This window comes from Rhodococcus sp. 06-418-5 (assembly GCF_002258285.1).
Classification (GTDB): domain Bacteria; phylum Actinomycetota; class Actinomycetes; order Mycobacteriales; family Mycobacteriaceae; genus Rhodococcoides.
This window is the reverse complement of record NZ_NOYE01000037.1, coordinates 370,956-395,480: the sequence shown is the minus strand read 5'-3', so window position 1 is coordinate 395,480 and position 24,525 is coordinate 370,956. Positions and strand designations below refer to the sequence as shown.

Genomic DNA, 24,525 nt, shown 5'->3' with positions numbered 1-24,525 from the left:
GTATGTGGATTGATGGCGTCTATAAACAAGCCGTCCAAGGGTTCGTCCCCGGACGGTCAACCGGCTCTGGCCGGAACGCAGTTCCTCACGGTCGCCGAAGTGGCGACGCTGATGAGGGTTTCGAAAATGACCGTGTACCGGCTGGTGCACGGCGGAGAATTGCCCGCTGTACGGGTGGGTCGATCTTTTCGTGTGCACGCCAAGGCGGTCCACGACTATCTCGAGACCTCGTACTTCGACGCAGGCTAGTAGTGCACGTGGGGCCGGTTTCGTAAGTCCTGGTTCACACCGGTAGGATTGGCGCTCGTCGTGCCAGCCAGCCGGTGTGTAGCCGTGGGCGAGTACGTGGCCCCAGCGCCAGCTCGGTGACCGCAGCCCCAGGGCTTGGTTGTCAGGTAGGCGTACGCAAACGGCGTGCGCGAAAACGCTAGAGAAGAACGTGAGGACTCCCGCATGGGTTCAGTGATCAAGAAGCGTCGCAAGCGCATGTCGAAGAAGAAGCACCGCAAGCTGCTTCGTCGTACCCGCGTGCAGCGCAGGAAACTCGGCAAATAAGCCTGCCGTCATCTGCTTCACGAAGAAGCCCGTCACCGTCGGTGGCGGGCTTCTTCCGTTCGAAGAACGGGCTTTGCTTCTCACCCACCCGGACACCTACTGATCCAGTAGGCTTTGCAGCGGAACCGACGTTGGGGGTGCGCAGTGAGTCCGAGCGATCGTGGATCGACCGCGCCCCGAGTGGTCCTCGTGACCGGAGCGAGTCGATTCCTCGGCGGTTACCTCGTCACCAGGCTGGCCCAGAATCCGAACATCGAGCGCGTCATCGCCGTCGACGCCGTGTCTCCGAGCAAGGATCTGCTGCGCCGGATGGGTCGCGCGGAATTCGTCCGCGCCGACATCCGTAATCCGCTGATCGGCAAAGTGATTCGCAATGCAGGCGTCGATACCGTCGTGCACGCAGCGACCGTCGCCAAGCCTCCCAAATCCGGTGGCCGCGCGACGATGAAGGACCTCAACGTCATCGGCGCGATGCAGCTGTTCGCGGTCTGCCAGAAGTCACCGACCGTCGAGAGGGTCGTACTGCGTTCGTCGTCCTCGGTGTACGGCTGCAGCGCGAAGGACCCGGTGCAATTCACCGAGGAGATGAGTGCCCGACGCCCCCCGAGCGGTGCGTACGCGCGCGACACGATCGACATCGAGGGATACCTCCGTGGCCTCGGCCGTCGACGACCGGACATCGCGGTGTCGATCCTGCGCATGGCACCGCTGATCGGTCCGCGACTGAACGGCACCATCTCGCGCTACATGACCTCGCCGCTGATCCCCAGCATCGTCGGTCGCGACGCCCGCATGCAGTTGCTGCACGAAGAGGACGCCCTGGCTGCGCTCGAGCGCGCCACTCTCGGCGGGTCGGCGGGCACGTTCAACATCGGAGCCGACGGCACGATCATGCTCTCCCAGGCGATTCGCCGAGCCGGCCGCGTTCAGGTGCCGGTACCGTTCCCGCTCTTCAAGAGCGTCGGCCGCGCGCTGATGGGCGGCATGATGCGCGAGTTCACCACCGAGCAACTCGACTACTTCCACTTCGGCTGCGGACTCGACACCACCCGCATGCGGTCCGTCCTGGGATTCGAGCCGCGGTGGACCACGGTTCAGGCGTTCGACGACTTCGTCCGAGGCGCAGCGCTGCGGCCGGTCATCAGAACCGAATGGGTGGACAGCGTCGAGGATCGACTGGTCTCGGCCGTCGAGACGGGCGCGTCCACGGCGCGTGCACTGGCAGCACTGCCGCGTTCCGGAGCGGTGCGTAGTTCGGGAGGGGACGGGTGAGCGAAGTGGCCAAAGTGATTCCATTGCACGGCGGCCCCTCGGGACGCTCGGCCCGAGCGGCTGCGGGCTCGCGTGAGCGGCACCCCTCCGCCTACACCGATCCCCGAGAGCCGACGCCGTTGCTGGACCCGGCGCCTGCCGCCGCGTCGGCTGTGACGCCGTCGATACCGGCTCCGCTGCTGTCGATGATCGACGACACCAAGTCCACGATCGTCGACCAGATCTCCTCGGTCGCCGAGTTCGTACGCAGGCGGCTGGCCGGTGACTACAGCGTCGACGAGTTCGGCTACGACCCGCACTTCGCCGACGCGATCTGGCTTCCGTTGCTGCGGCCGCTGTTCGACAAGTGGTTCCGCGTCGAGGTCAAAGGCATCGAGAACATTCCGTCCGACGGCGGCGCACTGGTCGTTGCCAACCATGCAGGCGTGGTGCCCGTCGATGCGTTGATGGCGTCGGTCGCCGTGCGCGATCACCACCCGGCGCACCGGCCTCTGCGAATGTTGGCCGCCGACATGGCATTCGAGATGCCCGGCGTCGGCACGATCGCCCGCAAGGCCGGGCACACGCTGGCCTGCAACCCCGACGCCGAGCGTCTGCTGCGTACCGGCGAGGTCGCCGCGGTGTTCCCCGAGGGGTTCAAGGGCATCGGCAAACCGTTCAGTGAGCGCTACAAGTTGCAGCGATTCGGCCGCGGCGGATTCGTCTCGGCTGCGCTGCGGACGGGTGTGCCGATCATCCCGTGCTCCATCGTCGGCTCGGAGGAGATCTACCCCAAGATCGGCGACATCGCACCGCTGGCCCGACTGATGGGCATGCCCTACTTTCCGGTCACGCCCTTCTTCCCGCACCTCGGTCCGCTCGGTCTGATTCCGATGCCGTCCAAGTGGTACATCGAATTCGGCAAACCGATCCCCACCGACGGGTACGACTCCACCGCGTTCGAGGATCCGATGGTGCTGTTCGAGTTGACCGACCACGTCCGCGAGACCATCCAGCACACGCTGTATCGACTGCTTGCCAAGAGGCGCAACGTCTTCCTGGGTTAGACGCTCGGGTTACCCTGTGGCAGTGCATATCCGCGACACCACCGCTGCCGATCTACCCGAGATTCTCGACATCCACAACGATGCGGTCGCCAACACCACCGCCATCTGGGACGAGGAACAGGTCGATCTCGCCGATCGCACGGCCTGGTTCGAGGGCCGGATCGCCGCGGGATACCCGGTCCTCACCGCAGAGGTCGACGGACGGGTGGCCGGATACGCGTCGTACGGGCAGTGGCGGGTCAAGAGCGGCTATCGGCATTCGGTGGAACACTCGGTGTACATCCACCGAGACTTCTACCGTCGCGGACTGGCCAGTGCGCTCCTGAGCGAACTGATCGAGCGGGCCGAGGCGAGCGAGGTGCACGTGCTGGTCGGGTTCATCGAATCCGAGAACACCACGTCGATCGCACTGCACGAGAAACTCGGGTTCGTCACCGTCGGGCAGATGCCGCAGGTGGGCGTGAAGTTCGGTCGCTGGCTGGACCTGACGCTGATGCAGCTCACGCTCTGACCGTCGTCACCGGGATGGATCAGGCCTTGCGACGGCCGATCACCGCGGCGAGCCCACCGCCCACCGCTCCCAGGGCCAACGCCGTGGGCACTCCGATCTTGGCTGCCTTGCGTCCGGTGCGGTAGTCGCGGATCTCCCAACCCCGGTTCTTGGCCAGCTCACGCAGGTCGGTATCGGGGTTGATCGCCACGGCGGTGCCGACCAGGGAGAGCATCGGCACATCGTTGTGGCTGTCCGAGTACGCGGTGCAGCGCTTGAGGTTGAGACCTTCGCGCACCGCCAGCGAACGCACCGCGTGCGCCTTACCGATGCCGTGCAGGATGTCGCCGACCAGACGGCCGGTGAACACCCCGTCCTTGCTCTCGGCGACCGTTCCCAGAGCCCCGGTCAAGCCGAGGCGCTTGGCGATGATCTGGGCCAGTTCGAGAGGAGTGGCCGTCACCAGCCAGACCTGCTGACCGGCGTCGAGGTGCATCTGCGCGAGAGCCCGGGTACCGGCCCAGATCTTGTCCGCGATCAACTCGTCGTAGATCTCCTCACCGAGCCGGGTCAGCTCCGAGGTGGGACGGCCGGTGATGAACGAGAGCGCCTTCTCGCGGCCACTGGCCACGTCCTCGCTGTTCTCCTTGCCGCTGACCCTGAATTTGACCTGCTGCCAAGCGAATTGGGCCAGATCGCCGCTGGTGAAGTACTTTCGCGCGGCCAACCCGCGAGCGAAGTGAATAATCGACGCGCCCTGCACCATCGTGTTGTCCACGTCGAAGAAGGCGGCAGCAGTCAGATCCCGCGGAACGGCCGCCTCGGACTCGATCTGCAACGCCAGGGCGGCATCGGCACTGGCCTGGCCTGCCACGTTGGCGCGGACCTCGGCGTCGGTCGGACCGAATGGATTGCGAATCCTGCGGATGCGGCGTTTGAACTGCTTGTCCTCGCTCGGATCGTTGGTATCGACCATGTCGATATCGGGCGTGTTCTCGATCGGCAGGTCTGTTCCCCCGTCGCTCACCATGTCCACCTCCCAGTCGAGTCGCTCGCCGCAAGCCTAGTCGGGGTCGTCCGGACGACAGGCGAAGGGCAGTACTGCGCGCCCGTCGTTCGGCCCCCGATCGGACCGGGGACTGTGACCTTCGTCTCCACCGAGCTCGTGTCACAGTGGATTCATGCAGACGACTCCCACCGGCGTGGCTCTTCTCACCCGCGCAGGCTGCCATTCCTGCACGCACGCGTTCGAGGTCTTGAGCGAGGTGTGCCGCGAATTCGACGTGCCGGTCACCGTCGTCGACGTCGACGAGGCGGCAGCGGAATCGCCTGACCTGCGTGCGGAGTACGGGGATCGAGTGCCCGTGGTACTCCTCGACGGCATCGAACACAGTTACTGGGAGGTAGACGTGCCGCGGTTGCGAGCCGATCTCACCCGGGCAGGACACCCTAAGAACGTGTGATTGCTCTCGCGTGTGCAGGTGAGGGCCGGTGTGCGCAACTTTGTTCATTCGTTCACAAGCAGTTACCGTGGTGTGAACAGCGTCCGTGAAATAGACACGAACGCAGGATCAGCGTGAAGACCGGCATCGACGCCGTTCGGACGAGGAGCCCCAGACGTGACCGAAGAGCGCCCGTCGCCCAGCGGCGTAGAGCGGGTCATCCCTCAGGCTACGGTCACCCGTCTGGCGACGTACCTGCGGGTCCTCTCCATCCTCGCAGACGAGGGCGTTCTCATCGTCTCCAGTGAAGAACTGGCCACCGCAGCAGGCGTCGGATCGGCCAAACTCCGCAAGGATCTGTCCTTTCTCGGCCCCAACGGCGTTCGCGGAGTCGGCTACGACGTGGCGCGCCTGCGCGCCAAGATCGACAGCGCACTCGGACTCGATCGCGGCCATCGCGTCGTCCTGGCCGGAGTCGGCAACCTCGGACAGGCGCTGGCCGGCTACGGCGGATTCGCCCGACGCGGCTTCACGATGGTCGGACTGTTCGACAACGACCCGGCGCGCGTCGGCATCGACATCGACGGACTGACCGTCCGGCACGTCGACGAACTCGTGGTCGCCTGCCGTGAACTCGAAGCCACCATCGGCGTCATCGCCACCCCCGAGGAATCCGTGCACAGCGTCGCCGAGCAACTCGTCTCCGGTGGCGTCGAATCCATCCTGAGCTTCTCGCCGATGGTTCTCGACGTCCCCGAGCATGTCGAGGTGCGGCGCGTGGACCTGGCAGTGGAGATGCAGGTGCTCTCCTTCAACAGCTCCCGCAACGTCTCGGGACCGACCGACATCGACGGTCCGGCCATCGTCACCGCCCCCCGGCCGCAGCCGGTATCGCCGCCCCCGCTCACGTCAACGGCACGCCTCGGCCGCAGTCACGGCCCGCGCATCGCCGGCAATCCAAGCCCAGTCAACAGTTCGACAAGAAACGGATCGGTGATTGCACCGTGAGTGTCCTTCTCGTCGGGATTTCGCACCGTAGCGCTCCCGTCGCAGTTCTCGAGCGTGTCGCCATCACGGACACCGATCGCCCGAAACTGACCGACAAGCTGATGGCCAGCGGAAGCATCTCCGAGGTCATGGTGGTGTCCACCTGCAACCGGGTCGAGATCTACGCCGTCGTCGACGCCTTCCACGGCGCGCTGACCGCCGTCGGCGAAGTTCTCGGCGAACACTCAGGGCTCGAGATCGCGGACCTGACCAAGCACGCGTACGTCCGCTACAGCGAGGCCGCCGTCGAGCACCTCTTCGCCGTGGCCAGTGGCCTCGACTCGATGGTCATCGGCGAGCAGCAGATCCTCGGCCAGATCCGTTCGGCCTACGCCGCCTCGGACGGCCAGCAGGCCTCGGGCCGCGTGATGCACGAACTGGCTCAGCAGGCCCTGCGCGTGGGCAAGCGCGTGCACAGCGAAACCGGAATCGACGCCGCCGGAGCCTCGGTGGTCTCGGTAGCCCTCGACCGCGCCGCCGACAAGTTCGACGGTTCCCTCGCCGGCCGCAAGGCCGTCGTCCTCGGAGCCGGAGCGATGGGCGGCCTCGCCGTCGCCCACCTCGGCCGCGCAGGCATCGGCGCGCTGACCGTCGTCAACCGCACCCGCGAGCGAGCCGACCACCTGGCCGAGAACGCCGTCTCCAACGGGATCGCAGCAACCTCGGTCGCCATCGAGGACCTGGCCGACGCAGTCGCCGAGGCCGACATCCTCCTCACCTGTACCGGAGCGGTGGGGGCCGTGGTCTCCATCGCCGACGCCCACCTCGCGCTCGCCCGCCGCGGCTCGGATCGACCGTTGGTGATCTGCGACCTCGGTCTGCCGCGCGACGTCGACGCCGCGGTGTCGGGTCTGCCGGGCGTCACCGTCTTCGACATGGAGTCCCTGCAGCGCGATCCTGCTGCCGGTGCCGCAGCCAACGACGCCTCGGCCGCCCGCGAGATCGTATCCAGTGAACTCTCGGGTTACCTTGCCGGACAACGACTTGCCGAGGTCACCCCCACCGTCACGGCGCTGCGCCAGCGCGCTGCCGAGGTGGTCGAGGGAGAGCTGCTCCGTCTCGAATCGCGACTGCCAGGGCTCGACTCGCCGCAGCGCGACGAGGTGGCGCGCACCGTGCGCCGCGTCGTGGACAAGCTCCTGCATTCGCCCACCGTGCGGGTCAAGCAGCTCGCCAGCACACCGGGTGGAGATTCCTATGCCGCTGCGCTGCGGGAGTTGTTCGAGCTGAGCCCCGGCTCGGTCGATGCCGTCGCCACACCCATGGAGATCGGCTCGCTGGAACTGGTGGACGATTTCACCGCCAGCCGCACCGATCTACGCTCGGACTCCTACCCCGGCGGAACCACCGGTCAGGAGCGTGCCGAATGACCGCCGTCGTCAAGATCGGTACTCGCGGAAGCCTTCTCGCGACCACCCAGGCCGACACGGTTCGGGTGGCCCTCGCGGCAGCCGGAGTCGAAGCGGAACTGGTGATCGTCAAGACCGCAGGCGACCTGTCTGCTGCTCCCGTGCAGACGATCGGCGTCGGCGTCTTCACCGCGGCGCTGCGTGAGGCATTGGCCGACGGCACCGTCGACATCGCGGTGCACTCGTACAAGGATCTGCCGACCGCGGCCGACGACCGGTTCACCATCGCCGCCATCCCGGCTCGCGAGGACCCGCGCGACGCCCTGGTGGCCCGTGACGGACTGGTACTCGGTGAATTGCCCGCCGACGCGAAGGTCGGCACGTCCGCCCCGCGTCGTATCGCTCAATTGCGCGCTCTCGGACAGGGATTGGACGTTCAGCCGTTGCGCGGCAACCTCGACACGCGGATCGGGAAGGTGGCGTCGGGTGAGCTCGACGCCGTCATCGTCGCCCGCGCCGGACTGGCCCGCATCGGCCGACTGGACGTGGTCACCGAAGCACTCGACCCGGTTCAGTTGCTTCCGGCACCCGCCCAGGGTGCGCTCGCCGTCGAATGCCGCGTCGAGGACACCGATCTCGCGGCGGCCATCGCCACCCTCGACGACGCGCACTCACGTGCCGCGGTGGCAGCCGAACGCGGACTGCTCGCCGAACTCGAAGCCGGCTGCACCGCCCCGGTCGGCGCGATCGCCGAGGTCGTCGAATCCATCGACGAGGACGGCCGAATCTTCGACGAACTGTCCCTGCGAGGCTGCGTCGCCGCCATCGACGGCAGCGACACCATCCGCGCGTCGATCGTCGGATCACCCGAGCGAGCCGAGGAGCTGGGCCGGGAATTGGCCCGCGAACTGCTCGATCTCGGTGCGCGCGAACTCGTTTCGGTCACCGAACCGGCACAGGCCGATTCTCGTCTACGGGGTGGATCTCATGTCTAGGGCCATAACGGCACCCGTCCGCGGACGCGCCAAACGCAAGGCGACCCGTCCCGTGGTGCGAAGAGAGTCGATCGCCACCGCTCGACTGATTCCGAAACGGGGCACCGCAACCCCGATAGAACTGCAGTACCCACACAAGACAGCACTGGAGAACAACCGATGAGCCCAGTCCGCAAGAACACCAACGGACGGATCCTGTTCGTGGGATCCGGGCCGGGTGACCCGGCTCTGCTCACGGTCCGGGCACGGGAAGTGCTCGGAGCGGCCGAGCTCGCATTCACCGATCCCGACGTCGACAAGGGCGTCACCGCCCTGGTCGGTGCCGACGTTCCGCGTGACCCGGAGACGGGCGAGAACGGTGTCGAGGTTCGTCCGGCACTCGGCGAACCGGCCGAGGTCGCCAAAACCCTTCTCGCCGAAGCCAAGAACGGCCACGACGTGGTTCGCCTGGTCTCCGGTGATCCGCTCACGACCGACTCGGTGATCGCCGAGGTCGGCGCCGTCGCACGCACGCACGTGCCGTTCGAGGTGCTCCCCGGCCTGCCCGCAGGATCGGCCGTGCCCAGCTACGCCGGAATGGCACTCGGCTCGGGTCACACCGAGGCCGACGTCCGAGGCGAGGTCGACTGGGCAGCTCTTGCTGCCGCCCCCGGCCCGCTGGTACTGCACGCAACATCGGGTCACCTGGCCGAAACCGCCAGTGCCCTCGTCGAACACGGCCTGGCACCGCAGACACCCGCGGCCATCACCGTCCGCGGCACCACCCGTCAGCAACGCACCGTCGAGGCCACCCTCGCCACCCTCAACGACGCCGGATCCGAGCTCGTCGGATCCCTCGTCGTCACCGTCGGCAAGGTCGTCTCGGGTCGAAACAAGATGTCCTGGTGGGAATCTCGCGCACTGTACGGCTGGACCGTGCTGGTACCTCGCACCAAGGATCAGGCAGGGGAGATGAGCGATCGCCTCGTCACCCACGGTGCCATCCCTATCGAGGTTCCGACCATCGCCGTCGAGCCCCCGCGCAGCCCGGCCCAGATGGAACGCTCCGTCAAGGGCCTGGTCGACGGTCGCTACCAGTGGGTCGTCTTCACCTCGACCAACGCCGTTCGCGCGGTGTGGGAGAAGTTCGAGGAGTTCGGTCTGGACGCTCGCGCGTTCTCCGGCGTCAAGATCGCCTGTGTCGGTGAGGCAACCGCGGCGAAGGTGCGCTCGTTCGGCATCAACCCCGAACTCGTGCCCTCGGGTGAGCAGAGCTCGCTCGGACTGCTCGAGGACTTCCCGCCGTACGACGAGGTCTTCGACCCGGTCAACCGAGTCCTTCTGCCGCGCGCCGACATCGCCACCGAAACGCTCGCCGAGGGGCTGCGCGAACGCGGCTGGGAGATCGACGACGTCACGGCCTACCGCACCGTTCGGGCGGCACCGCCCCCCGCCGAGACCCGCGAGATGATCAAGACCGGCGGCTTCGACGCAGTGTGCTTCACGTCGAGCTCCACCGTCCGGAACCTGGTCGGCATCGCCGGAAAGCCGCACGCTCGCACCCTGGTGGCGTGCATCGGCCCCAAGACCGCCGAGACGGCCGTCGAATTCGGTCTGCGCGTGGATGTGCAGCCCGAGTCGGCACAGGTCGGACCGCTGGTCGAGGCTCTCGCCGAGCACGCGGCTCGCCTGCGGGCCGAGGGCGCACTGCCCCCGCCGCGCAAGAAGTCGCGCCGCCGGTAACCCGGCCGCCGATCTCACGCTCAGCACACCCGGTCCGTAAGGAGTTCGCTTGTTCCCCACCGACCGTCCCCGACGCCTGCGCCGCACCCCGGCACTGCGTCGACTCGTGGCCGAGACCTCGCTCGAGGCACGGCATCTGGTGCTGCCGATGTTCGTGGCCGACGGCATCACCGAGCCTAGGGCGATCAGCTCGATGCCCGGGGTGTACCAGCACACGCTGGATTCGCTGAGCGCTGCGGCCGAGGAGGCCGTCGCGGCCGGCGTCGGCGGCGTGATGCTGTTCGGAGTACCGAGGGCCGAGGACAAGGACGAAACCGGCTCGGGGGCAACCGACCCGGACGGAATCCTCAATCGCGGCCTGGCGCGGCTGAAGGCCGACCTCGGGGATTCGACGGTCATCATGGCCGATACCTGCCTGGACGAGTTCACCTCCCACGGGCACTGCGGAGTCCTGGGGGAGAACGGTTCCATCGACAACGACGCCACCCTGCTGCGCTACGTCGACATGGCCGTCGCACAGGCGGATTCCGGTGCGCACCTGCTCGGACCGAGCGGAATGATGGACGGGCAGGTCGGGGCCATCCGCGCCGGACTCGACGCTGCAGGCCACGTCGAGGTCGGTCAGCTGGCGTATTCGGCCAAGTACGCCTCGGCCTTCTACGGCCCGTTCCGCGAAGCAGTGGGGTCCTCGTTGCAGGGCGATCGCCGGACGTACCAGCAGGACGCGGCGAACCGCCGCGAGGCCACCCACGAGGTGGAACTCGATCTCGCCGAGGGTGCCGACATGGTGATGGTCAAGCCGGCGATGTCGTACCTCGATATTCTTCGCGACGTCGCCGAGATGTCACCGGTTCCGGTTGCGGCGTATCAGATCTCCGGGGAATATGCCATGATCACCGCCGCCGCTCAGAACGGGTGGATCGACCGCGACGCAGCGGTGCTGGAATCGCTCGTCGGCATTCGACGCGCCGGTGCCGATGTCGTACTGACCTATTGGGCTACCGAAGTGGCGGGCTGGTTGTGAACGAATTTCCTCCGAACAACAACCCGGACGGCACCAACCCAGACAGCAACAGGCCGGGCAACCCACCGCCGCAGCCGGATTGGCAGCGCTGGGAGCTCGAGCACGGGTTCCCTCAGACAGGACCGGAGCTCGAGCCGACCCCGCGTCCGGCGCCCGTCGACGTAGAGACCGCACGCCACCTGTGGTGGGGAGTGGCGCTGATCGGGGCGCTCTCGGCGCTGTTCTCGGTGTGGACGCTGTTCGGGGCGCGCGAGGAATTCGCGCAGTCCCTGCTCGACGACCTCGCAGCGCAGGACGCAGCCGCCGACATGACGGTGGAGTCCACGCAGTCGATGGTGACGGTGATGCTCGTCGTCACGGTGTTCGTGGTCATCGGTTTCGGGGCGTTGTTCCTGCTCTGGGTCGAGCGAATGCGCGTAGGCAAGATGTGGGCGCGCATGCTGCTCACCATCATCGGATCGTTCACGGTGTTCACCATGGTCCTCGAACTGTTCGCCATTGCGTCGAGCGCAGGAGCGATGAACATCGTGATGAGTGTGCTCGGCATCGGCCAGGGAGTGCTGGCCGCCGGGGCGATCTATCTGATGCACCGTCGGGAATCCAACGAATACTTCGTCGCTTCGGGGCAGCGGTAGTTTCAGAACTCGATAGTTTTGGGCGCGTTCGAGGCTGCCGTACCGGCTGTGTGACTAGCATCACTGTCGATATCGTCTCGAGTGATCGGAACCGACATGGCAGAGCACACCCCTGCAGCAGCGAGCATCACGCAGCCGACCGCAGCACCGGCCGTCGATCGCGAGCCCTGTCCCGCCGAGAGCGGTCGCCCCGGCTGGGCCCTGCTCGGGCTGCTGCTCGCCGTCTCGGCCGCCATCGCAATCATGGCACTGGGAATTTCTGCAGGCTGAGCACGTCGCGTCGGCGCGGAAATCTCTGCCGGCCGAACGCACAGCTCGCCCCCGGTGGCAGGATGTCTGGCGTGAGCGCAGACACCGACACACCGATCGCCCGGCCCCGAGTGGTTTCCGCCGCCTACTGGCTGTGGCTGACCTCCGCGGTGCTGCTGATCGTCGTGTGCATGATCGCCCTGACGCTCCCCGCCGACCAGATAAGAGCCTCGTTCACCACCGGCGGCGCGACGGACGAACAGGTCGATTCCTTCCTGACTGTCTTTCGTGGACTCGGCGTGATCTTCGGTGTGGTCGGGCTGGCCGTTGGCCTGATGTCGGGCCCGGTCCGGGGCGGAGACCGCCGTTTCCGACGCGCCCTGGTCGCTCTGTCCGGAGCCACCGCGCTGCTGCTGACCTTCGCCGCGCTGGTGTTTCCGTTCGTGCTGCTGGTAATCACGGTCGCGTTGGTGGTCGCAGCGGTCCTGGTCTATCGGCCGTCGGCACGGGAGTGGTTCATCCGTGAGCAGTGATACCCCCATCGACGAGACCGTGCTCTTCCACGAGCCCGGTGGCCGGTGGCGGATGCTGGCCTGGGGGCCGGTGTTCTGCCTCGTGGTACTCGCGGTCGAGCTCGCATCAGGACCGGTGGTCCACTGGTTCGCTCTCGCTCTCTTCTCGCTGATTCTCGTCGGTTTCACGTACGTCCAGCTCCGCGCCGCGCGGATGCACGTCAGCGTGGAACTCACCACCCGTCGGCTGCGCCAGGGAACCGAGACCGTCGACCTCGACGAGATCGACGACATTCTGCCCCCTGCCGAGTACGCCGACGGCGAATACGAGCCGAAGAAGTGGGAGACCGCGCGGGTACTCGGCGAGCTGTCGGGCGTCCCGCGCAAGCGGCACGGCATCGGGCTGCGTCTGGTGGGCGGCGGACTGGTGCAGGCCTGGGCGAAGGACGACGACGGTCTGCGCGCGGCTCTCGAAACGGCGAAGCGGGAGTACCTGTGAGGAAGTCCCTCGGGTGGGCGGAGTTGGTGCTGGCTCTGCTCGCGGTGATCGGAGCGGTCGCGTGCTGGAACGCCGGGGTGCGCACCACGGAGTTTCCTGCGGTTCCGGAGGTGTCCCCGGCGTATTCGGGGACGTTCTACTCGGGGTCCTGGATCGCGCTGGCCGCTCTTGCCGCCATCGTGGCCGGACTGTTGACGGTCGACGGCGTCCGTCGACTCGTGTCCGGAGGCGCACCCCCTACCGGGTAGGGGTATCATTGCGGACATGAGCAGCTACAGCGCCGAGCAGGACGACCTGCTGAAGCGATTGCGTCGTATCGAGGGCCAAGTGGCCGGGATATCGAGAATGGTCGCAGACGATCGCTACTGCATCGACGTTCTCACCCAGGTGTCCGCAGTGACCAAAGCTCTGCAGTCGGTGTCGTTGAAGCTGCTCGACGCCCACCTCGCTGGATGCGTGGTGGAAGCCGCGAAACACGGCGGACCCGAGGCGGACGCGAAAGTGAAAGAGGCCTCCGAGGCCATCGCGCGCCTGGTTCGTTCCTGACTCGAGAGGGAAGAGTGAAGATGCAGACGACATATTCGGTCGAGGGCATGACGTGCGGGCACTGCGCCGCATCGGTGACGGAAGAGGTATCGGAGATCTCGGGAGTCACCGGCGTCGACGTCGATGTGGATTCCGGTGCGGTCGTGGTGAGCAGCGATTCGACGCTCGACACGGCGGCGGTGGACGCCGCAGTCGCCGAAGCCGGGTATCGACTGGTGTCCTGACACACTCGGTCGGTGGTTCGGAAGTCGCGAAAACGGTGATACCGGAAAAATGGGACTCATCGAACATCGCCAGGAGCGCTCGTGAAGAAACCTGCCACCGGCGCAGCCGTCCTCGCCATGAGCGTCGCCCTGGTGGCGGCCTGTTCGGCGGACACCACCGACCAGGGCAGTAGCGCAGAGCCGAGCGAGTCGTCCGCGACCGCGTCGCAGAGCTCTTCCGACGCTGCTCCCTCCCCGGCCGCGCCTGCCGGGCCGCTGCCGAACCTGTCGGTCACCACCGTGCTCGATGGCCTCGACAAACCGTGGGACGTGGTGGTCGCTCCCGATGGAACGGTGCTGACGGGGGAGCGCTCCGGCCGGTTCGTCATCCGCGACTCGGCCGGAGTCCAGCGTGAACTGAATGCGGACCTCGGCGATCTCTACGCCGCCGGTGAGACCGGACTGATGGGGATCGCATTGGCTACCGATTTCGCTGCGTCGCGAACGATCTACACCTGTCAGGGTGTGCGCGGCGACGACGGTAACCACATCGGCGTGATGTCGTGGACCGTGGACCCGCAGTGGACGGCCCTCACGCGCACCGGCACCCTCGTCGACGACATTCCCGTTGCCGACGGCGGGCGTCACGGTGGCTGCCGCATCCTGGCCCATCCCGATGGCACGCTCTACATCGGCACCGGGGACACGGCGAGCCCCACTGTTCCTCAGGATCGAAACTCACTGGGCGGCAAGGTGTTACACGTCAACACAGACGGCACCGCCGCAGCCGATGCCCCGGATCGGATCTTCACTCTCGGTCATCGCAATGTGCAGGGACTGGCGATCCGTCCCGGAACCGACCAGATCTTCGAGGTCGAGCAGGGGACGAGCCGAGACGACGAGCTGAACCTGTTGGTGCCGGGCGGCAACTACGGTTACCGCCCCGATCGACGGTCGTCGGTCTACGACGAATCGGTCCCCATGACCGACCCCGACCGGGTTCCCGGTGCCCTGCCCGCAGTGTGGAGTTCGGGTGATCCCACCATCGCCACCCCCGACGTCACGTTCACCGACGGTGAGCAATGGGGTTCCTGGAACGGTGCGGCGGTGATCTCGAGTCAGCAGGGCGAGAAGCTCGTCTTCCTGGCACTGTCGGACGACGGAACCGAGTACGTCGCCGAGGCGGACGCACTGGAGGGCACGTACGGCAGGCTGCGGTCGCTGACCCCCTTCGGCAGCGACGGCGGCTTCCTGCTCACCACCGACAACGGCTCCGACGACCAGGTGCTGCTCGTCACCCCCGAGGTCGGCTGACCAGGGGTTGCCGCCACTACCTGGGACCGGGGATTGCCGTGGATTCGCTCTGCTGCCGGGAACCGAATCGCGTCATGAGTCGGCGGTTTGCCCGAAGAGTGTGTTTAAGATCATGTGATACCGGTCATATCGGGCCGGTCGCGGATCGTCGTCAGGAGTGTGGATGAACAAGCTGGTGTCCAGTTCCGGAGTGATAGCTGCCAGCGTCTTCCTGACGCTCGCCGGTACGACCACCGCGACGGCGCAGGCCGACCCGCTCCCCGATCTGACGGTCACCACCGTGCTCGACGGACTCGCCAAGCCCTGGGATGCGGTGGTCGCGCCGGACGGAACGGTGCTGACGGGAGAACGCTCGGGACGGTTCGTGATCCGCGACGTCGGCGGTGCCACCCGCGAACTGGCCGCGGACCTCGACGACCTGTACGCGTCCGGCGAGACGGGCCTGATGGGCATAGCTCTCGCGACGGATTTCGCCGCATCCAGAACCATCTACACGTGCCAGGGTGTGCAGGGCGGCGGTAGTGGCGATACCGGTAGCGCCGGAACCGGAAGTGCGGGCGGCGCGAGCGAGAACCACATCGCCGTGCTCTCGTGGACCGTGGATCCGGAGTGGACCGCTCTGACCCGCACCGGCACCCTCGTCGACGACATTCCCGTTGCCGACGGCGGGCGTCACGGTGGCTGCCGCATCCTGGCCCATCCCGACGGCACCCTGTACGTCGGGACCGGAGACACGGCGACGCCGACTGTTCCGCAGGATCGGAATTCGTTGGGCGGCAAGGTGTTACATATCAATGCAGACGGCACCGCCGCAGCCGACGCCCCGGATCGCGTCTTCACTCTGGGACATCGGAACGTGCAGGGCCTGGCGATTCGACCCGGCACCGGTCAGATCTACGAGGTGGAGCAGGGCACGACCCGAGACGACGAGATGAACCTGCTGGTGCCCGGCGGCAACTACGGCTACCGCCCCGATCGACTCCCGTTCATCTACGACGAGTCGGTACCGATGACCGATCCGACCCGCGTGCCCGGTGCACTCGCCGCCGTGTGGAGCTCGGGTAGTCCCACCATCGCCACGCCCGGTCTGACCTTCGCGAACGGCGCGGGATGGAGTTCCTGGAACGGGGCCGCGGTGATCTCGAGTCAGCAGGGCGAGAAGCTGACGTTTCTGAAGCTGTCCGAGGACGGCACGGAATACATAGACGAGGCCGACGCCCTGGTGGGTACGTACGGTCGACTGCGCTCGCTCACCAGCTTCGGCGACGACGGCGCATTCCTCCTGACCACCGACAACGGATCGGACGACAAGGTCCTGCTGGTCACCCCCGCTGCCGACTGATGTGCGGCCCCGAGGTCATCGAGACCGTTCACCGCAGAATCGGCCGTAGGGCGCTGTTCGGATCGTTGGGAGCCGCCGCGTTGACCGTCGCGACGGCCGGGGCGGTGCGCGCCGAACCCGTAGTCGGTTCGGCGATTCCGGCGGGCCGCCTGGTCGATCTGACCCACACCCTGAGCCCGACGTTCCCGGTGTGGCCGGGCAGCGAACCGTTCACGATGCGGCCGGTCGCCGCCTACGAACTGGGCGGGTTCCTGGTGAACGAACTCTCGTACTGGGAGCACACGGGAACGCACATCGATGCCCCGGCGCACCGCATTCGGGGCGGCGCGACGGCCGACATCCTGCCCCTGGAGGATCTGATCGCACCGCTGGTGGTGGTGGACATCTCCGCCCGGGCCGCGTCCGACCCCGAGGCCGTGGTGACGAGCGAGGACATCGCGCAGTGGGAGCGCGAGCACGGCCGGATTCCGGACCGCGCGTTGGTGGTGATGCACAGTGGCTGGCAGAACAGGCTGGCCGAACGTGCGGCCCCCGGCTTCGGCGCGGACGCGGCGCAGTTGCTGGCACGCGAGCGGGGCATCGTCGGAATCGGAGTGGACACCCTGAGCCTCGACCGGATGAACGACCGCGAATACCCGGCTCACACAGCGGTTCTCGGGGCAGGCCGATACGGAGTCGAGGCACTGGCAAATCTGGACGCGGTGCCCCCGGCAGGGGCGACGGTCGTCGTCGGCGCACCGAAGCACGCAGGCGCGACCGGCGGTCCCTGCCGGGTCTTCGCAGTGACTCCCGGCTGAACCCGGCTACGCGTCAGTGCGCGTGACTGGGGTTCGCGGCCGGCTCTTCCTCGGTTCCGGCCCCGGGCTCACCGAGCATTGCAGCACCGACCAACGCCTCGGGCACTCCGAAACCGTCGACGAGCAGTTCGGCGTGCGGACGCAGGGTGCGGCACCGCTCGTTGATGGCGCGGGTGACGGCCTTGGATCGCTCGGTGGACAGGTAGCGGTGTTCGATGAACCAGGCCTTGTCCGCCTCGATCACCGACAGCGCGTAGAGGTCGCAGACCTCGTCGAGTAGATCCTTGGTGGTGGAGTCCTCGCACGATTCGATGCCGGCGATGAATGCCTCGAAGATGATCCGATCGATGTGCGCGCTCGCGGCATGCAGAACGTGATCCTGCACCGCGTTGAACGCCTCGAACGGGCTGGTCTCCTTGGACTTGGACTGCAGCCGGCGGGCGACGGTGGAGAGCAGGTACTCCTCGCGATCCTCGAACATCTTGACCTGGGTGCCGCGGTTGAACAGCGAGCCCTCTTCCTCGTTGTCCTGACGCCGATCGAGGATGGTCTGCATGATCGCTTGGGCCGCAGTGCGTTTGACGACGCGGTCGCCCACCATGTCGGCGGCGAACTTGACCCATTCGACCGGGCTCATGGACTTGACGTCGTCGGCGTACGCGGTGAGCAGCTCCTTCGCGACCAGCTGCGTCAACACATGATTGTCGCCCTCGAACGTGGTGAACACGTCCGTGTCGGCCTTGAGCGAGATCAGCCGGTTCTCGGCCAGATAGCCTGCGCCGCCGCACGCTTCGCGTGCCTCCTGAATCGCGGCGGTGGCGTGCCAGGTGTTCGCCGCCTTGAGGCCGGCAGCCCTCGATTCGAGCTCGCGCTGCTCCTCGGCGTCGGGATTGTCCGAGGTCTGCAGCTCGTGCATCTTCGAAACGAGCTCGTTCTGCGCGAACTGCAGGGCGTAGGACTTGGCGATGAGTGGGAACAGTCGACGCTGATGCACCAGGTAGTCCATGATCAGGACCTCCTGATCGGAATCGGGCGCGGAGAACTGCCTGCGCTGCAACGCGTATCGCGTCGCGATGTCGAGGGCGACACGGGCAGCCGCCGCGGCACTGCCGCCGACCGTGACACGTCCGCGGATCAACGTGCCGAGCATCGTGAAGAACCGTCGAGACTTGTTCTCGATCGGGGAGGAGTACGTACCGTCGTCGGACACGTCGGCGTACTTGTTGAGCAGATTGTCTCGCGGGATGCGGACGTGATCGAACATCAGGCGGCCGTTGTCGACTCCGGGAAGACCGCCCTTGTACTGGCAGTCCGAGGTGGTGACACCGGGCAGGTCGTCACCGTTCTCGTCGCGCAGTGGAACGAAGAAGCAGTGCACGCCGTGGCTCTCGGGCTCCTCGCCCGGGCCTGCGGTGATGAGTTGGGCGAACACTGCGGCGACCGTCGCCGTTTCGGCGGCACCACCGATGTAGTCCTTGCGCGAGGACGGCGTGGGGGAGTTGATGACGAACTCGTCGGTCTTCGGGTCGTACGTCGCCGTGGTCTCGAGCGACTGCACGTCACTGCCGTGTCCGGTCTCGGTCATGGCGAAACAGCCGAGCAGGTCGAGACTGATGATCTTGGGGACGTAGGCCTCGTGGTGGCGTTCGGTGCCGAGATTCTCGATGGCACCGCCGAACAACCCCCACTGGACGCCGGCCTTGACCATCAGCGACAGATCGCTCATCGCGAGCATCTCGATCATCGTCACCGCTGCACCGACATCACCGGTGCCGCCGTGCTCCTTCTTGAAGCCGTTGTCGGCAGCGCCTGCAGCGGCGAGAAGCTTGAGCTGTTCCATCGCCTTGGTGCGGGCGATGACGGTGTTCGGCGTGTAGTGCGGACGGAACTCGTCGCGGGCAAGCTGCCTGCGCGCCTCGTTCTTCACATCTCGCCAGCGGCCGTCCAGAGTGTTCCGAAGGTGATCCGTTGTGGTTGCCATACTCGACGGTAACCTTTTGCAGCCGCCTGTGAAGGCCGGAAACTCAGACCGGCCAGACGAATTCTTTCCACACCGCGCGGACGGTGCGCCAGAAGCCCGATTTCGCGTACGGACCGTCGTGGAACAGGGACGCGCAGTTGTCCTCCAGAGCCCTGTTCACCAGGGGGCTGAAGTCGGTGAACTCACCGACCAGGAACTCCTTGAAGCCCTCCGGCCACGCGTACTGGGCTGGTTCGTGTTGTGCCTCCACGACCGCGAGTGTAATGCAGCAGTAACACCGATGTTACAAATCCCACTCACTTCAGCAGTGCGAAAGCCTGCTGGGCGACGAGGAACGCGTAGCTGGACGGGATCGGATCGATCGCGCCGTCGGCCCGGAACTGCTCGGTGACGATCCAGTCCTGACCGGCGGCATCGGTGGCCAGGAATGCGCCCGCCAGATCGCCGGGAGCGCTGCCGCCCTTGAACCCCGAATACGGCCACAGCGCCGCATCGAGCTGCACCCCCGGAGTGATCGCCAGGATGCGACGGTTCTCCTCGGCCGAATCGCTCGTCGCCAGGTAACCCATCGCGGCACAGACGTCCTGCGCGTTGGCGAACCACTCGACCCCGTCGGCCGACGCCGGGTTGTCGACGAAGTTCTCGAAGTCGATCTCGAGCGGCCTCGCGTCCGCCTGCTCGAGCAGCTCGGCCCGGGCGTCGGGGTCGGCCTCGGACCACTCGGCCCGCATGTTCGGGTTGCCGAACCCGATGACGAAGAACTGCCGAGTGTCCATCATCGGCGTCATCACCGACGGATCGTGATGACCCATGACCGAGAGCTGACGCTCGACCCGGTCGCGGCCGAGGCGATCCATCAACAGATCCGTTGCGGTGTTGTCGGACAACGAGATCATCTTCTCGGCCGCGTCGCGGACCGACACCTTCGTGCCGTCGGGCAGATTCTGCAGTTCGCCGGACGGCGCGCTCTTGGTGGCGTCGCGAACGGTGAGCTGCTCGTCCCATCGGACCGTGCCTGCCTCGATCTCGTCGGTGAGAGCGCCGAGGACGTACAACTTGAACACCGACCCGAGGGGCAGCACCGAGTCCGCATCGGTGGAGTAGATCGACTCGCAGTCGCCGCCGTTGAGCCGTGACGCGCTGTAGGAGTAGTTCGGAGCCACTTTCGACAGTGCCGCGTCGAGATCGTCGAACGACGAGATCCTGGGCGTGTCCGGCCGGGCCAGGAAGCCGTCGAGCTTGCCGTCCGCACCGATCGACGTCGTGATCGTGGCCGGGATGCCTGCGGTGGTGAAACGCAGAACGCCGGAATCGGGACCGGCCTCGAACCCCATGGCCACGTTCGGGGCGCCTGCGCGCAGCTGTTCCAGTGGCCCGGCGAGACCACCCAGCGGAGCGACGGCCTCGGCCAGCTCGGGTCCGGTGACGGCGTCGACCTCGGCGGGGTCGGGTGCCTCCTCGGCGTTGATCCATCGCAGGATGCGTTCGTTGAGGGCACCGACGGGGGTGGAGGTGTCGACGGCGAAGTCCGGAACGGTCGTGGTGGGCACGGGCGCTGCGGACGTGCCCCCGCAGGCGGCAAGCGTCAGCGTCGCGGCCACGACCACCCCCACGAGTCTCGTCACGGTCCGCGTCGTCATGCTGCGATGCTAATGGATTCGGACATTTCGCCACCTCGCCAGTCTCGGGACGGCCGGTCGGGTGCTGTGGCAGTGTGCTCTGGCGTGCTGACTTCCGAAGACGTCCGTCGACTCGACTCCGACCATCTCTGGCACCCCTACAGCCGGTTTCCGGCGAGTGCGACGCCGCTGGTGGTCGACAGTGCGTCGGGCGTGCGGCTGACGTTGGCCGACGGTCGGCAGCTCATCGACGGCATGAGTTCGTGGTGGGCGGCAGTGCACGGCTACCGCCATCCGGTGCTCGACGCCGCCGCGCACGATCAGCTGGGCCGGATGAGCCACGTCATGTTCGGCGGACTGACACACGCTCCGGCCGCCAGGTTGGCCGAGTTGCTGGTCGACATCACCCCCGCCGGGCTCGACAAGGTATTCCTCGCCGATTCCGGCTCGGTCTCGGTCGAGGTCGCGGTGAAGATGGCGCTGCAGTACTGGCGTGGGCGCGGCGAGAACGGCCGCACGCGGCTGTTGACCTGGCGCGGCGGGTACCACGGAGACACCTTCGCTCCGATGAGCGTGTGCGACCCGGACGGCGGGATGCACACGCTGTGGACCGATGTATTGGCGAAGCAGGTGTTCGCTCCGGCCCCGCCCGTGGAGTTCGACGCCGACTACGTCGCCGAATTCGAGAAGATACTCGGTGAACACGCGAGCGAACTGGCGGCGATCATCGTCGAGCCGATAGTGCAGGGCGCCGGTGGGATGCGGTTCCACGACCCGCGCTACCTCGTGGAACTACGCCGCCTGGCCGACGAGTACGGCCTCCTGCTGATCTTCGACGAGATCGCCACCGGCTTCGGCCGAACCGGCGAGTTGTTCGCAGCCGACCACGCCGGCGTCGCGCCCGACATCATGTGCATCGGCAAGGCGTTGACCGGCGGATATCTGACCCTGGCGGCCACGCTGTGCACCACCGAGGTGGCCGAGACGGTCTCGGGCGGCGAGGCCGGCGGCCTGATGCACGGGCCGACGTTCATGGGCAATCCGCTCGCGTGCGCGATCGCGGTGGCCTCGGTGGAACTGTTGCTCTCGCGTGACTGGCGCGCCGAGGTCGCCGCTCTGGCGTCGGGACTGGCCGCCGGCCTCGCGCCGGCCCGGTCGCTGTCGGGAGTCGCCGATGTTCGCGTTCTCGGCGGCATCGGCGTCGTCGAGATGCACAGTCCGGTGGACATGGCACGGGCCACGGCAGCGGCCGTCGACGCGGGAGTGTGGCTGCGTCCGTTCGGGCGCCTGGTGTACGCGATGCCGCCGTTCATCTGTACCGATGCGGAGGTGGCTACCATCGTCGAAGCCCTGGTGGCGGTGGCGCGCGACCATACTTGAACGGCGTTCAAGTATGGTGCTGCCATGACCGCTCTGGACTGGCTCGACGCCACCGCGCACGCCCGACGCGAGACCGGTCTCGAGCGCATCGTCATCGCCCGCACCGCCGAGGACGACATCCTCGATCTGGCGTCGAACGACTACCTCGGACTGTCCAGGCATCCGGCCGTCATCGACGGAGCCTGCGCCGCTGTGCGCCGATGGGGCGGCGGATCCACCGGATCGCGGCTGGTCACCGGGACGACGACCGCACACGAGCGCCTCGAGGAGGATCTCGCGGAGTTCGTCGGAGCCGAGGCCGGACTGGTGTTCTCCTCCGGTTACACCGCCAATCTCGGGATCGTGACGGCACTGGCGGGCCGAGACGCGCTGGTGATCTCCGATGCCGCGTCGCACGCCTCGCTCATCGATGCCTGCCGCCTGTCGCGGGCCCGGGTGGCCGTCGCTCGGCATTGCGATACCGGCTACGTCGACCAGCTGTTGCGCGAGCGTCGCGAACAGCGGGCCCTCGTGGTGACCGATTCGGTGTTCAGCGCCGACGGAGATCTCGCGCCTCTGGCCGAGCTGTACGCGGTGTGCCGGAGACGGAACGCGGTACTCGTCGTCGACGAGGCGCACGGATTGGGTGTACGCGGGGACGGTGGCAGGGGAGCCGTCCACGAAGCAGGCCTCGCCGGAGCGCCGGACCTGGTGATCACCGCAACGCTGTCCAAGGCCCTCGGATCGCAGGGTGGAGTGGTGCTCGGGCCGGCAGCGGTGCGCACGCAGGTGATGCACGGTGCACGCACGTTCGTATTCGACACCGGACTCGCACCCGCCTCCGTCGGAGCGGCGTCGGCCGCGCTGACCGTCCTGCGGGGCGAACCCGACCGGGTGCACTCGATCGGTATACGTGCAACACAACTCGCCGCCGCAGCCGGCGTCGAACCGACGACATCGGCGGTCGTTCCGGTGATCCTGGGCGACGCACAGCGGGCAGTGCGCGCGGCGGCGGACTGCCTCGAGCTCGGCGTCCGCGTCGGATGCTTCCGGCCGCCGTCGGTTCCGGCCGGCGGTTCTCGACTGCGACTGACCGCGCGCGCCGATCTCACCGACACCGACATCGATCGTGCCGCGTCGGTCCTCGCGGCGGTGTCGAATGCGGCGGTTGTGTGGTGACGGTTCTGCTGGTGACCGGAACGTCGACCGGCGTCGGCAAGACCGTGATCACCGCGGCACTCGCGGCGGCAGCGCGGGCAGGCGGGCGATCCGTCGCGGTGTGCAAGCCGGCGCAGACCGGCGTCGGAGACGGTTACCCTGACGAAGCCGATATCGATGTGGTGCAACGCCTTTCGGGCGTTCGGGGAGTGGAGCTGGCGCGGTATCCCGAGCCGCTGGCCCCGGACGTCGCTGCCCGCCGATCGGGTCGGCCGATGCTCGAACTCGACGCTGTGGTCGACGCCGTGCGCGAGCTCGACGCAGCCAACGACCTCGTGCTGGTCGAAGGCGCAGGGGGAGTGGCGGTGCGTCTGGGCGCAGGAGGGTTCACCGTGCTCGACGTCGCCTGGGCCATGTCTGCGCCGATCGTGATCGTGGCCGGTGCGGAGCTGGGAACGCTCAACCACAGTGCTCTGACCGTTGCGGCAGCGCGGGCGGCCGGCGTCGACTGCGCAGGTCTGGTGATCGGGTCGTGGCCCGCCGCACCGAGCCTGGCCGCGCGGGTCAACCTCGACGAGCTGCCGCTCGTGACGGGTGTCGGGCTCATCGCGTGTATCCCGGAGGAGGCGGGTCTGCTCCCGTTGCGCGCTTTCGAAGCCGTGGCGCTCGGTGCCTTCGGTGAGTTTGTCGAGTCTTTACTCGGGTACCCGGCATAGATCGACTGCCGGTCCGGCAGTCGAGAACATGGGAGTCCGCCAATGAGCACCACAGTATGGATCATCGTCGCAGTAGTAGTCGTACTCGTCGTCGTTGCCCTCGCCGTCGTCGTCGCACGCAAGGGCAAGGAACGTAAGAGGTTGGAAGCGAACGAGATTCGCGAAAAGGCAGCCAACGACGCAGCAATCGTCGAAGAGCGTGAACTGCTGGCCAGGGAAAGCGAGGCCAAGGCACGCCGGGCCCAGGCAGAAGCGGATGTCAAAGCAGCCGAGGCCGACAAGCTCGCGCAGCAGGCTCAGTCACATCAGGGTGTTGCGGCGAAGTCGCGCGATGAGCTGGACGCCGAATTCGCTCGCGCGAACGAACTCGATCCGGACGTCGATCACCGATCGGGTGCCAAGGCCGCACACACGGACAACGACGGCCGGTCGGATGATCACGATCGAGCGCATCACCGCGGGGCAGACATCGGCGAGACCTTCCCCGGCCGGCACGACTCCGGGACACGAAACGCCGCTGATCGTGATGCCGCCACGCACACCAGCGCCGACCCGCGTAGCACCGGGGAGAAGGTTCGCGACACCGTCGACCCACGCACGGACAACGGACACCACCGCACGAACTGACAGCGAGAAGCTGCTGCCGTCCGGGG

At 67.0% G+C, this 24,525-nt stretch carries 30 protein-coding genes; 26 read left to right on the top strand and 4 right to left on the bottom strand.

Translation table 11 applies throughout. From position 1 onward, the window contains the following. The first annotated feature begins 12 nt into the window (after positions 1-12). The 5 genes from CH274_RS27100 to CH274_RS27080 all read left to right on the top strand — a co-directional run bounded on the left by CH274_RS27100 (position 13) and on the right by CH274_RS27080 (position 3,384). Positions 13-249: a helix-turn-helix domain-containing protein gene (locus tag CH274_RS27100; protein ID WP_008713658.1), complete on the top strand. Its 237-nt coding sequence runs from the start codon at positions 13-15 to the stop codon at positions 247-249. Positions 250-453: 204 nt separating this feature from the next. Continuing rightward, positions 454-555: a 30S ribosomal protein bS22 gene (locus tag CH274_RS27095; RefSeq protein ID WP_003402602.1), complete on the top strand. Its 102-nt coding sequence runs from the start codon at positions 454-456 to the stop codon at positions 553-555. Between the two features lie 144 nt (positions 556-699). Then, positions 700-1,827, top strand: a complete 1,128-nt coding sequence (locus CH274_RS27090) for an NAD-dependent epimerase/dehydratase family protein (protein ID WP_254924033.1) — start codon at positions 700-702, stop codon at positions 1,825-1,827. Next, complete coding sequence (locus CH274_RS27085; protein ID WP_094659430.1) at positions 1,824-2,873, top strand: lysophospholipid acyltransferase family protein; 1,050 nt, start codon at positions 1,824-1,826, stop codon at positions 2,871-2,873. Before CH274_RS27090 ends, CH274_RS27085 begins: the two co-directional genes overlap by 4 nt. Before the next feature lie 22 nt (positions 2,874-2,895). Then, a complete protein-coding gene (locus CH274_RS27080; protein ID WP_045200986.1) occupies positions 2,896-3,384 on the top strand; it encodes a GNAT family N-acetyltransferase in 489 nt (162 codons plus the stop codon). A gap of 19 nt (positions 3,385-3,403) precedes the next feature. On the opposite strand, the gene CH274_RS27075 is transcribed toward CH274_RS27080, so the two are convergent. Next, positions 3,404-4,339, bottom strand: a complete 936-nt coding sequence (locus CH274_RS27075) for an HAD family hydrolase (protein WP_256993725.1) — start codon at positions 4,337-4,339, stop codon at positions 3,404-3,406. 205 nt (positions 4,340-4,544) lie between these two features. On the opposite strand from CH274_RS27075, the gene CH274_RS27070 reads away from it, so the two are divergent. From CH274_RS27070 to CH274_RS26995, 17 genes are all read left to right on the top strand, one after another. Next, positions 4,545-4,826 carry a glutaredoxin family protein gene (locus CH274_RS27070; protein WP_032393880.1) on the top strand — a complete coding sequence of 94 codons (282 nt, stop codon included), beginning with the start codon at positions 4,545-4,547 and terminating at the stop codon, positions 4,824-4,826. A 156-nt stretch (positions 4,827-4,982) separates the two neighbouring features. Further along, the gene (locus CH274_RS27065) at positions 4,983-5,813 is read left to right on the top strand and encodes a redox-sensing transcriptional repressor Rex (RefSeq protein WP_094659429.1); all 831 of its coding nucleotides are present in this window, start codon (positions 4,983-4,985) and stop codon (positions 5,811-5,813) included. Next, positions 5,810-7,222: a glutamyl-tRNA reductase gene (locus CH274_RS27060; RefSeq protein ID WP_032393882.1), complete on the top strand. Its 1,413-nt coding sequence runs from the start codon at positions 5,810-5,812 to the stop codon at positions 7,220-7,222. The genes CH274_RS27065 and CH274_RS27060 overlap by 4 nt, the downstream gene beginning before the upstream one ends. Next, positions 7,219-8,196 (top strand): hydroxymethylbilane synthase, encoded by a 978-nt coding sequence (hemC, locus tag CH274_RS27055; protein WP_032393883.1) that lies wholly within the window; start codon positions 7,219-7,221, stop codon positions 8,194-8,196. The genes CH274_RS27060 and hemC overlap by 4 nt, the downstream gene beginning before the upstream one ends. Next, a complete protein-coding gene (locus CH274_RS29425; RefSeq protein WP_156516050.1) occupies positions 8,189-8,359 on the top strand; it encodes a hypothetical protein in 171 nt (56 codons plus the stop codon). Before hemC ends, CH274_RS29425 begins: the two co-directional genes overlap by 8 nt. Further along, entirely contained in the window at positions 8,356-9,918 is a 1,563-nt protein-coding gene (locus CH274_RS27050) for a uroporphyrinogen-III synthase (protein ID WP_032393884.1), read from the top strand. Before CH274_RS29425 ends, CH274_RS27050 begins: the two co-directional genes overlap by 4 nt. 49 nt (positions 9,919-9,967) lie before the next feature. Continuing rightward, complete coding sequence (gene hemB / locus CH274_RS27045; RefSeq protein WP_094659428.1) at positions 9,968-10,942, top strand: porphobilinogen synthase; 975 nt, start codon at positions 9,968-9,970, stop codon at positions 10,940-10,942. Beyond that, the gene (locus CH274_RS27040; protein ID WP_094659427.1) at positions 10,939-11,577 is read left to right on the top strand and encodes a hypothetical protein; all 639 of its coding nucleotides are present in this window, start codon (positions 10,939-10,941) and stop codon (positions 11,575-11,577) included. Before hemB ends, CH274_RS27040 begins: the two co-directional genes overlap by 4 nt. Positions 11,578-11,673: 96 nt before the next feature. Continuing rightward, positions 11,674-11,847, top strand: a complete 174-nt coding sequence (locus CH274_RS29420; RefSeq protein WP_155290783.1) for a hypothetical protein — start codon at positions 11,674-11,676, stop codon at positions 11,845-11,847. Positions 11,848-11,918: 71 nt separating this feature from the next. After that, positions 11,919-12,359 carry a hypothetical protein gene (locus tag CH274_RS27030; RefSeq protein WP_052049245.1) on the top strand — a complete coding sequence of 147 codons (441 nt, stop codon included), beginning with the start codon at positions 11,919-11,921 and terminating at the stop codon, positions 12,357-12,359. A 52-nt stretch (positions 12,360-12,411) separates the two neighbouring features. Next, positions 12,412-12,837 (top strand): hypothetical protein, encoded by a 426-nt coding sequence (locus tag CH274_RS27025; protein ID WP_045200992.1) that lies wholly within the window; start codon positions 12,412-12,414, stop codon positions 12,835-12,837. Next, positions 12,834-13,085: a hypothetical protein gene (locus tag CH274_RS27020; protein WP_032393889.1), complete on the top strand. Its 252-nt coding sequence runs from the start codon at positions 12,834-12,836 to the stop codon at positions 13,083-13,085. The genes CH274_RS27025 and CH274_RS27020 overlap by 4 nt, the downstream gene beginning before the upstream one ends. Positions 13,086-13,101: 16 nt before the next feature. Next, complete coding sequence (locus CH274_RS27015) at positions 13,102-13,383, top strand: metal-sensitive transcriptional regulator (RefSeq protein WP_032393890.1); 282 nt, start codon at positions 13,102-13,104, stop codon at positions 13,381-13,383. 20 nt (positions 13,384-13,403) lie between these two features. Further along, positions 13,404-13,607 (top strand): heavy-metal-associated domain-containing protein, encoded by a 204-nt coding sequence (locus CH274_RS27010; RefSeq protein WP_032394170.1) that lies wholly within the window; start codon positions 13,404-13,406, stop codon positions 13,605-13,607. 117 nt (positions 13,608-13,724) lie between these two features. After that, positions 13,725-14,900, top strand: coding sequence for a PQQ-dependent sugar dehydrogenase (locus CH274_RS27005; RefSeq protein ID WP_094659607.1), 1,176 nt, complete (start codon positions 13,725-13,727; stop codon positions 14,898-14,900). A gap of 163 nt (positions 14,901-15,063) precedes the next feature. Beyond that, the gene (locus CH274_RS27000) at positions 15,064-16,242 is read left to right on the top strand and encodes a PQQ-dependent sugar dehydrogenase (protein ID WP_094659426.1); all 1,179 of its coding nucleotides are present in this window, start codon (positions 15,064-15,066) and stop codon (positions 16,240-16,242) included. Next, entirely contained in the window at positions 16,242-17,039 is a 798-nt protein-coding gene (locus CH274_RS26995) for a cyclase family protein (protein ID WP_094659425.1), read from the top strand. The genes CH274_RS27000 and CH274_RS26995 overlap by 1 nt, the downstream gene beginning before the upstream one ends. Before the next feature lie 13 nt (positions 17,040-17,052). On the opposite strand, the gene CH274_RS26990 is transcribed toward CH274_RS26995, so the two are convergent. The 3 genes from CH274_RS26990 to CH274_RS26980 are packed head-to-tail and all read right to left on the bottom strand — an operon-like array spanning position 17,053 to position 20,660. After that, positions 17,053-19,020, bottom strand: coding sequence for an acyl-CoA dehydrogenase family protein (locus tag CH274_RS26990; RefSeq protein ID WP_032393893.1), 1,968 nt, complete (start codon positions 19,018-19,020; stop codon positions 17,053-17,055). 43 nt (positions 19,021-19,063) lie between these two features. Further along, positions 19,064-19,270: a hypothetical protein gene (locus CH274_RS26985; protein WP_045198931.1), complete on the bottom strand. Its 207-nt coding sequence runs from the start codon at positions 19,268-19,270 to the stop codon at positions 19,064-19,066. Between the two features lie 46 nt (positions 19,271-19,316). After that, positions 19,317-20,660, bottom strand: a complete 1,344-nt coding sequence (locus tag CH274_RS26980) for a serine hydrolase (protein ID WP_094659424.1) — start codon at positions 20,658-20,660, stop codon at positions 19,317-19,319. An 87-nt stretch (positions 20,661-20,747) separates the two neighbouring features. Here CH274_RS26980 and CH274_RS26975 point away from each other — a divergent pair, with 87 nt between their 5' ends. The 4 genes from CH274_RS26975 to CH274_RS26960 are packed head-to-tail and all read left to right on the top strand — an operon-like array spanning position 20,748 to position 24,499. Then, on the top strand, positions 20,748-22,019 hold the full coding sequence (locus tag CH274_RS26975) for an adenosylmethionine--8-amino-7-oxononanoate transaminase (RefSeq protein WP_373453954.1): 1,272 nt from the start codon (positions 20,748-20,750) through the stop codon (positions 22,017-22,019). 24 nt (positions 22,020-22,043) lie between these two features. Further along, entirely contained in the window at positions 22,044-23,177 is a 1,134-nt protein-coding gene (locus CH274_RS26970; RefSeq protein WP_094659423.1) for an 8-amino-7-oxononanoate synthase, read from the top strand. Then, positions 23,174-23,872 carry a dethiobiotin synthase gene (gene bioD, locus CH274_RS26965; RefSeq protein WP_094659605.1) on the top strand — a complete coding sequence of 233 codons (699 nt, stop codon included), beginning with the start codon at positions 23,174-23,176 and terminating at the stop codon, positions 23,870-23,872. Before CH274_RS26970 ends, bioD begins: the two co-directional genes overlap by 4 nt. A 42-nt stretch (positions 23,873-23,914) precedes the next feature. Next, the gene (locus tag CH274_RS26960) at positions 23,915-24,499 is read left to right on the top strand and encodes a hypothetical protein (RefSeq protein WP_094659422.1); all 585 of its coding nucleotides are present in this window, start codon (positions 23,915-23,917) and stop codon (positions 24,497-24,499) included. The last annotated feature ends 26 nt before the right edge of the window (positions 24,500-24,525 follow it).

Bases quoted from the DNA above. Each gene is read 5' to 3' on its own strand.
- CH274_RS27100 (WP_008713658.1), top strand. From the start codon at position 13: ATGGCGTCTATAAACAAGCCGTCCAAGGGTTCGTCCCCGGACGGTCAA.
- CH274_RS27095 (WP_003402602.1), top strand. From the start codon at position 454: ATGGGTTCAGTGATCAAGAAGCGTCGCAAGCGCATGTCGAAGAAGAAG.
- CH274_RS27075 (WP_256993725.1), bottom strand. From the start codon at position 4,339: ATGGTCGATACCAACGATCCGAGCGAGGACAAGCAGTTCAAACGCCGC.
- CH274_RS27070 (WP_032393880.1), top strand. From the start codon at position 4,545: ATGCAGACGACTCCCACCGGCGTGGCTCTTCTCACCCGCGCAGGCTGC.
- hemC (WP_032393883.1), top strand. From the start codon at position 7,219: ATGACCGCCGTCGTCAAGATCGGTACTCGCGGAAGCCTTCTCGCGACC.
- CH274_RS29425 (WP_156516050.1), top strand. From the start codon at position 8,189: ATGTCTAGGGCCATAACGGCACCCGTCCGCGGACGCGCCAAACGCAAG.
- CH274_RS27050 (WP_032393884.1), top strand. From the start codon at position 8,356: ATGAGCCCAGTCCGCAAGAACACCAACGGACGGATCCTGTTCGTGGGA.
- CH274_RS29420 (WP_155290783.1), top strand. From the start codon at position 11,674: ATGGCAGAGCACACCCCTGCAGCAGCGAGCATCACGCAGCCGACCGCA.
- CH274_RS27025 (WP_045200992.1), top strand. From the start codon at position 12,412: ATGCTGGCCTGGGGGCCGGTGTTCTGCCTCGTGGTACTCGCGGTCGAG.
- CH274_RS27015 (WP_032393890.1), top strand. From the start codon at position 13,102: ATGAGCAGCTACAGCGCCGAGCAGGACGACCTGCTGAAGCGATTGCGT.
- CH274_RS27010 (WP_032394170.1), top strand. From the start codon at position 13,404: ATGCAGACGACATATTCGGTCGAGGGCATGACGTGCGGGCACTGCGCC.
- CH274_RS27005 (WP_094659607.1), top strand. From the start codon at position 13,725: ATGAGCGTCGCCCTGGTGGCGGCCTGTTCGGCGGACACCACCGACCAG.
- CH274_RS27000 (WP_094659426.1), top strand. From the start codon at position 15,064: ATGAACAAGCTGGTGTCCAGTTCCGGAGTGATAGCTGCCAGCGTCTTC.
- CH274_RS26995 (WP_094659425.1), top strand. From the start codon at position 16,242: ATGTGCGGCCCCGAGGTCATCGAGACCGTTCACCGCAGAATCGGCCGT.
- CH274_RS26990 (WP_032393893.1), bottom strand. From the start codon at position 19,020: ATGGCAACCACAACGGATCACCTTCGGAACACTCTGGACGGCCGCTGG.
- CH274_RS26980 (WP_094659424.1), bottom strand. From the start codon at position 20,660: ATGACGACGCGGACCGTGACGAGACTCGTGGGGGTGGTCGTGGCCGCG.
- CH274_RS26970 (WP_094659423.1), top strand. From the start codon at position 22,044: ATGACCGCTCTGGACTGGCTCGACGCCACCGCGCACGCCCGACGCGAG.
- CH274_RS26960 (WP_094659422.1), top strand. From the start codon at position 23,915: ATGAGCACCACAGTATGGATCATCGTCGCAGTAGTAGTCGTACTCGTC.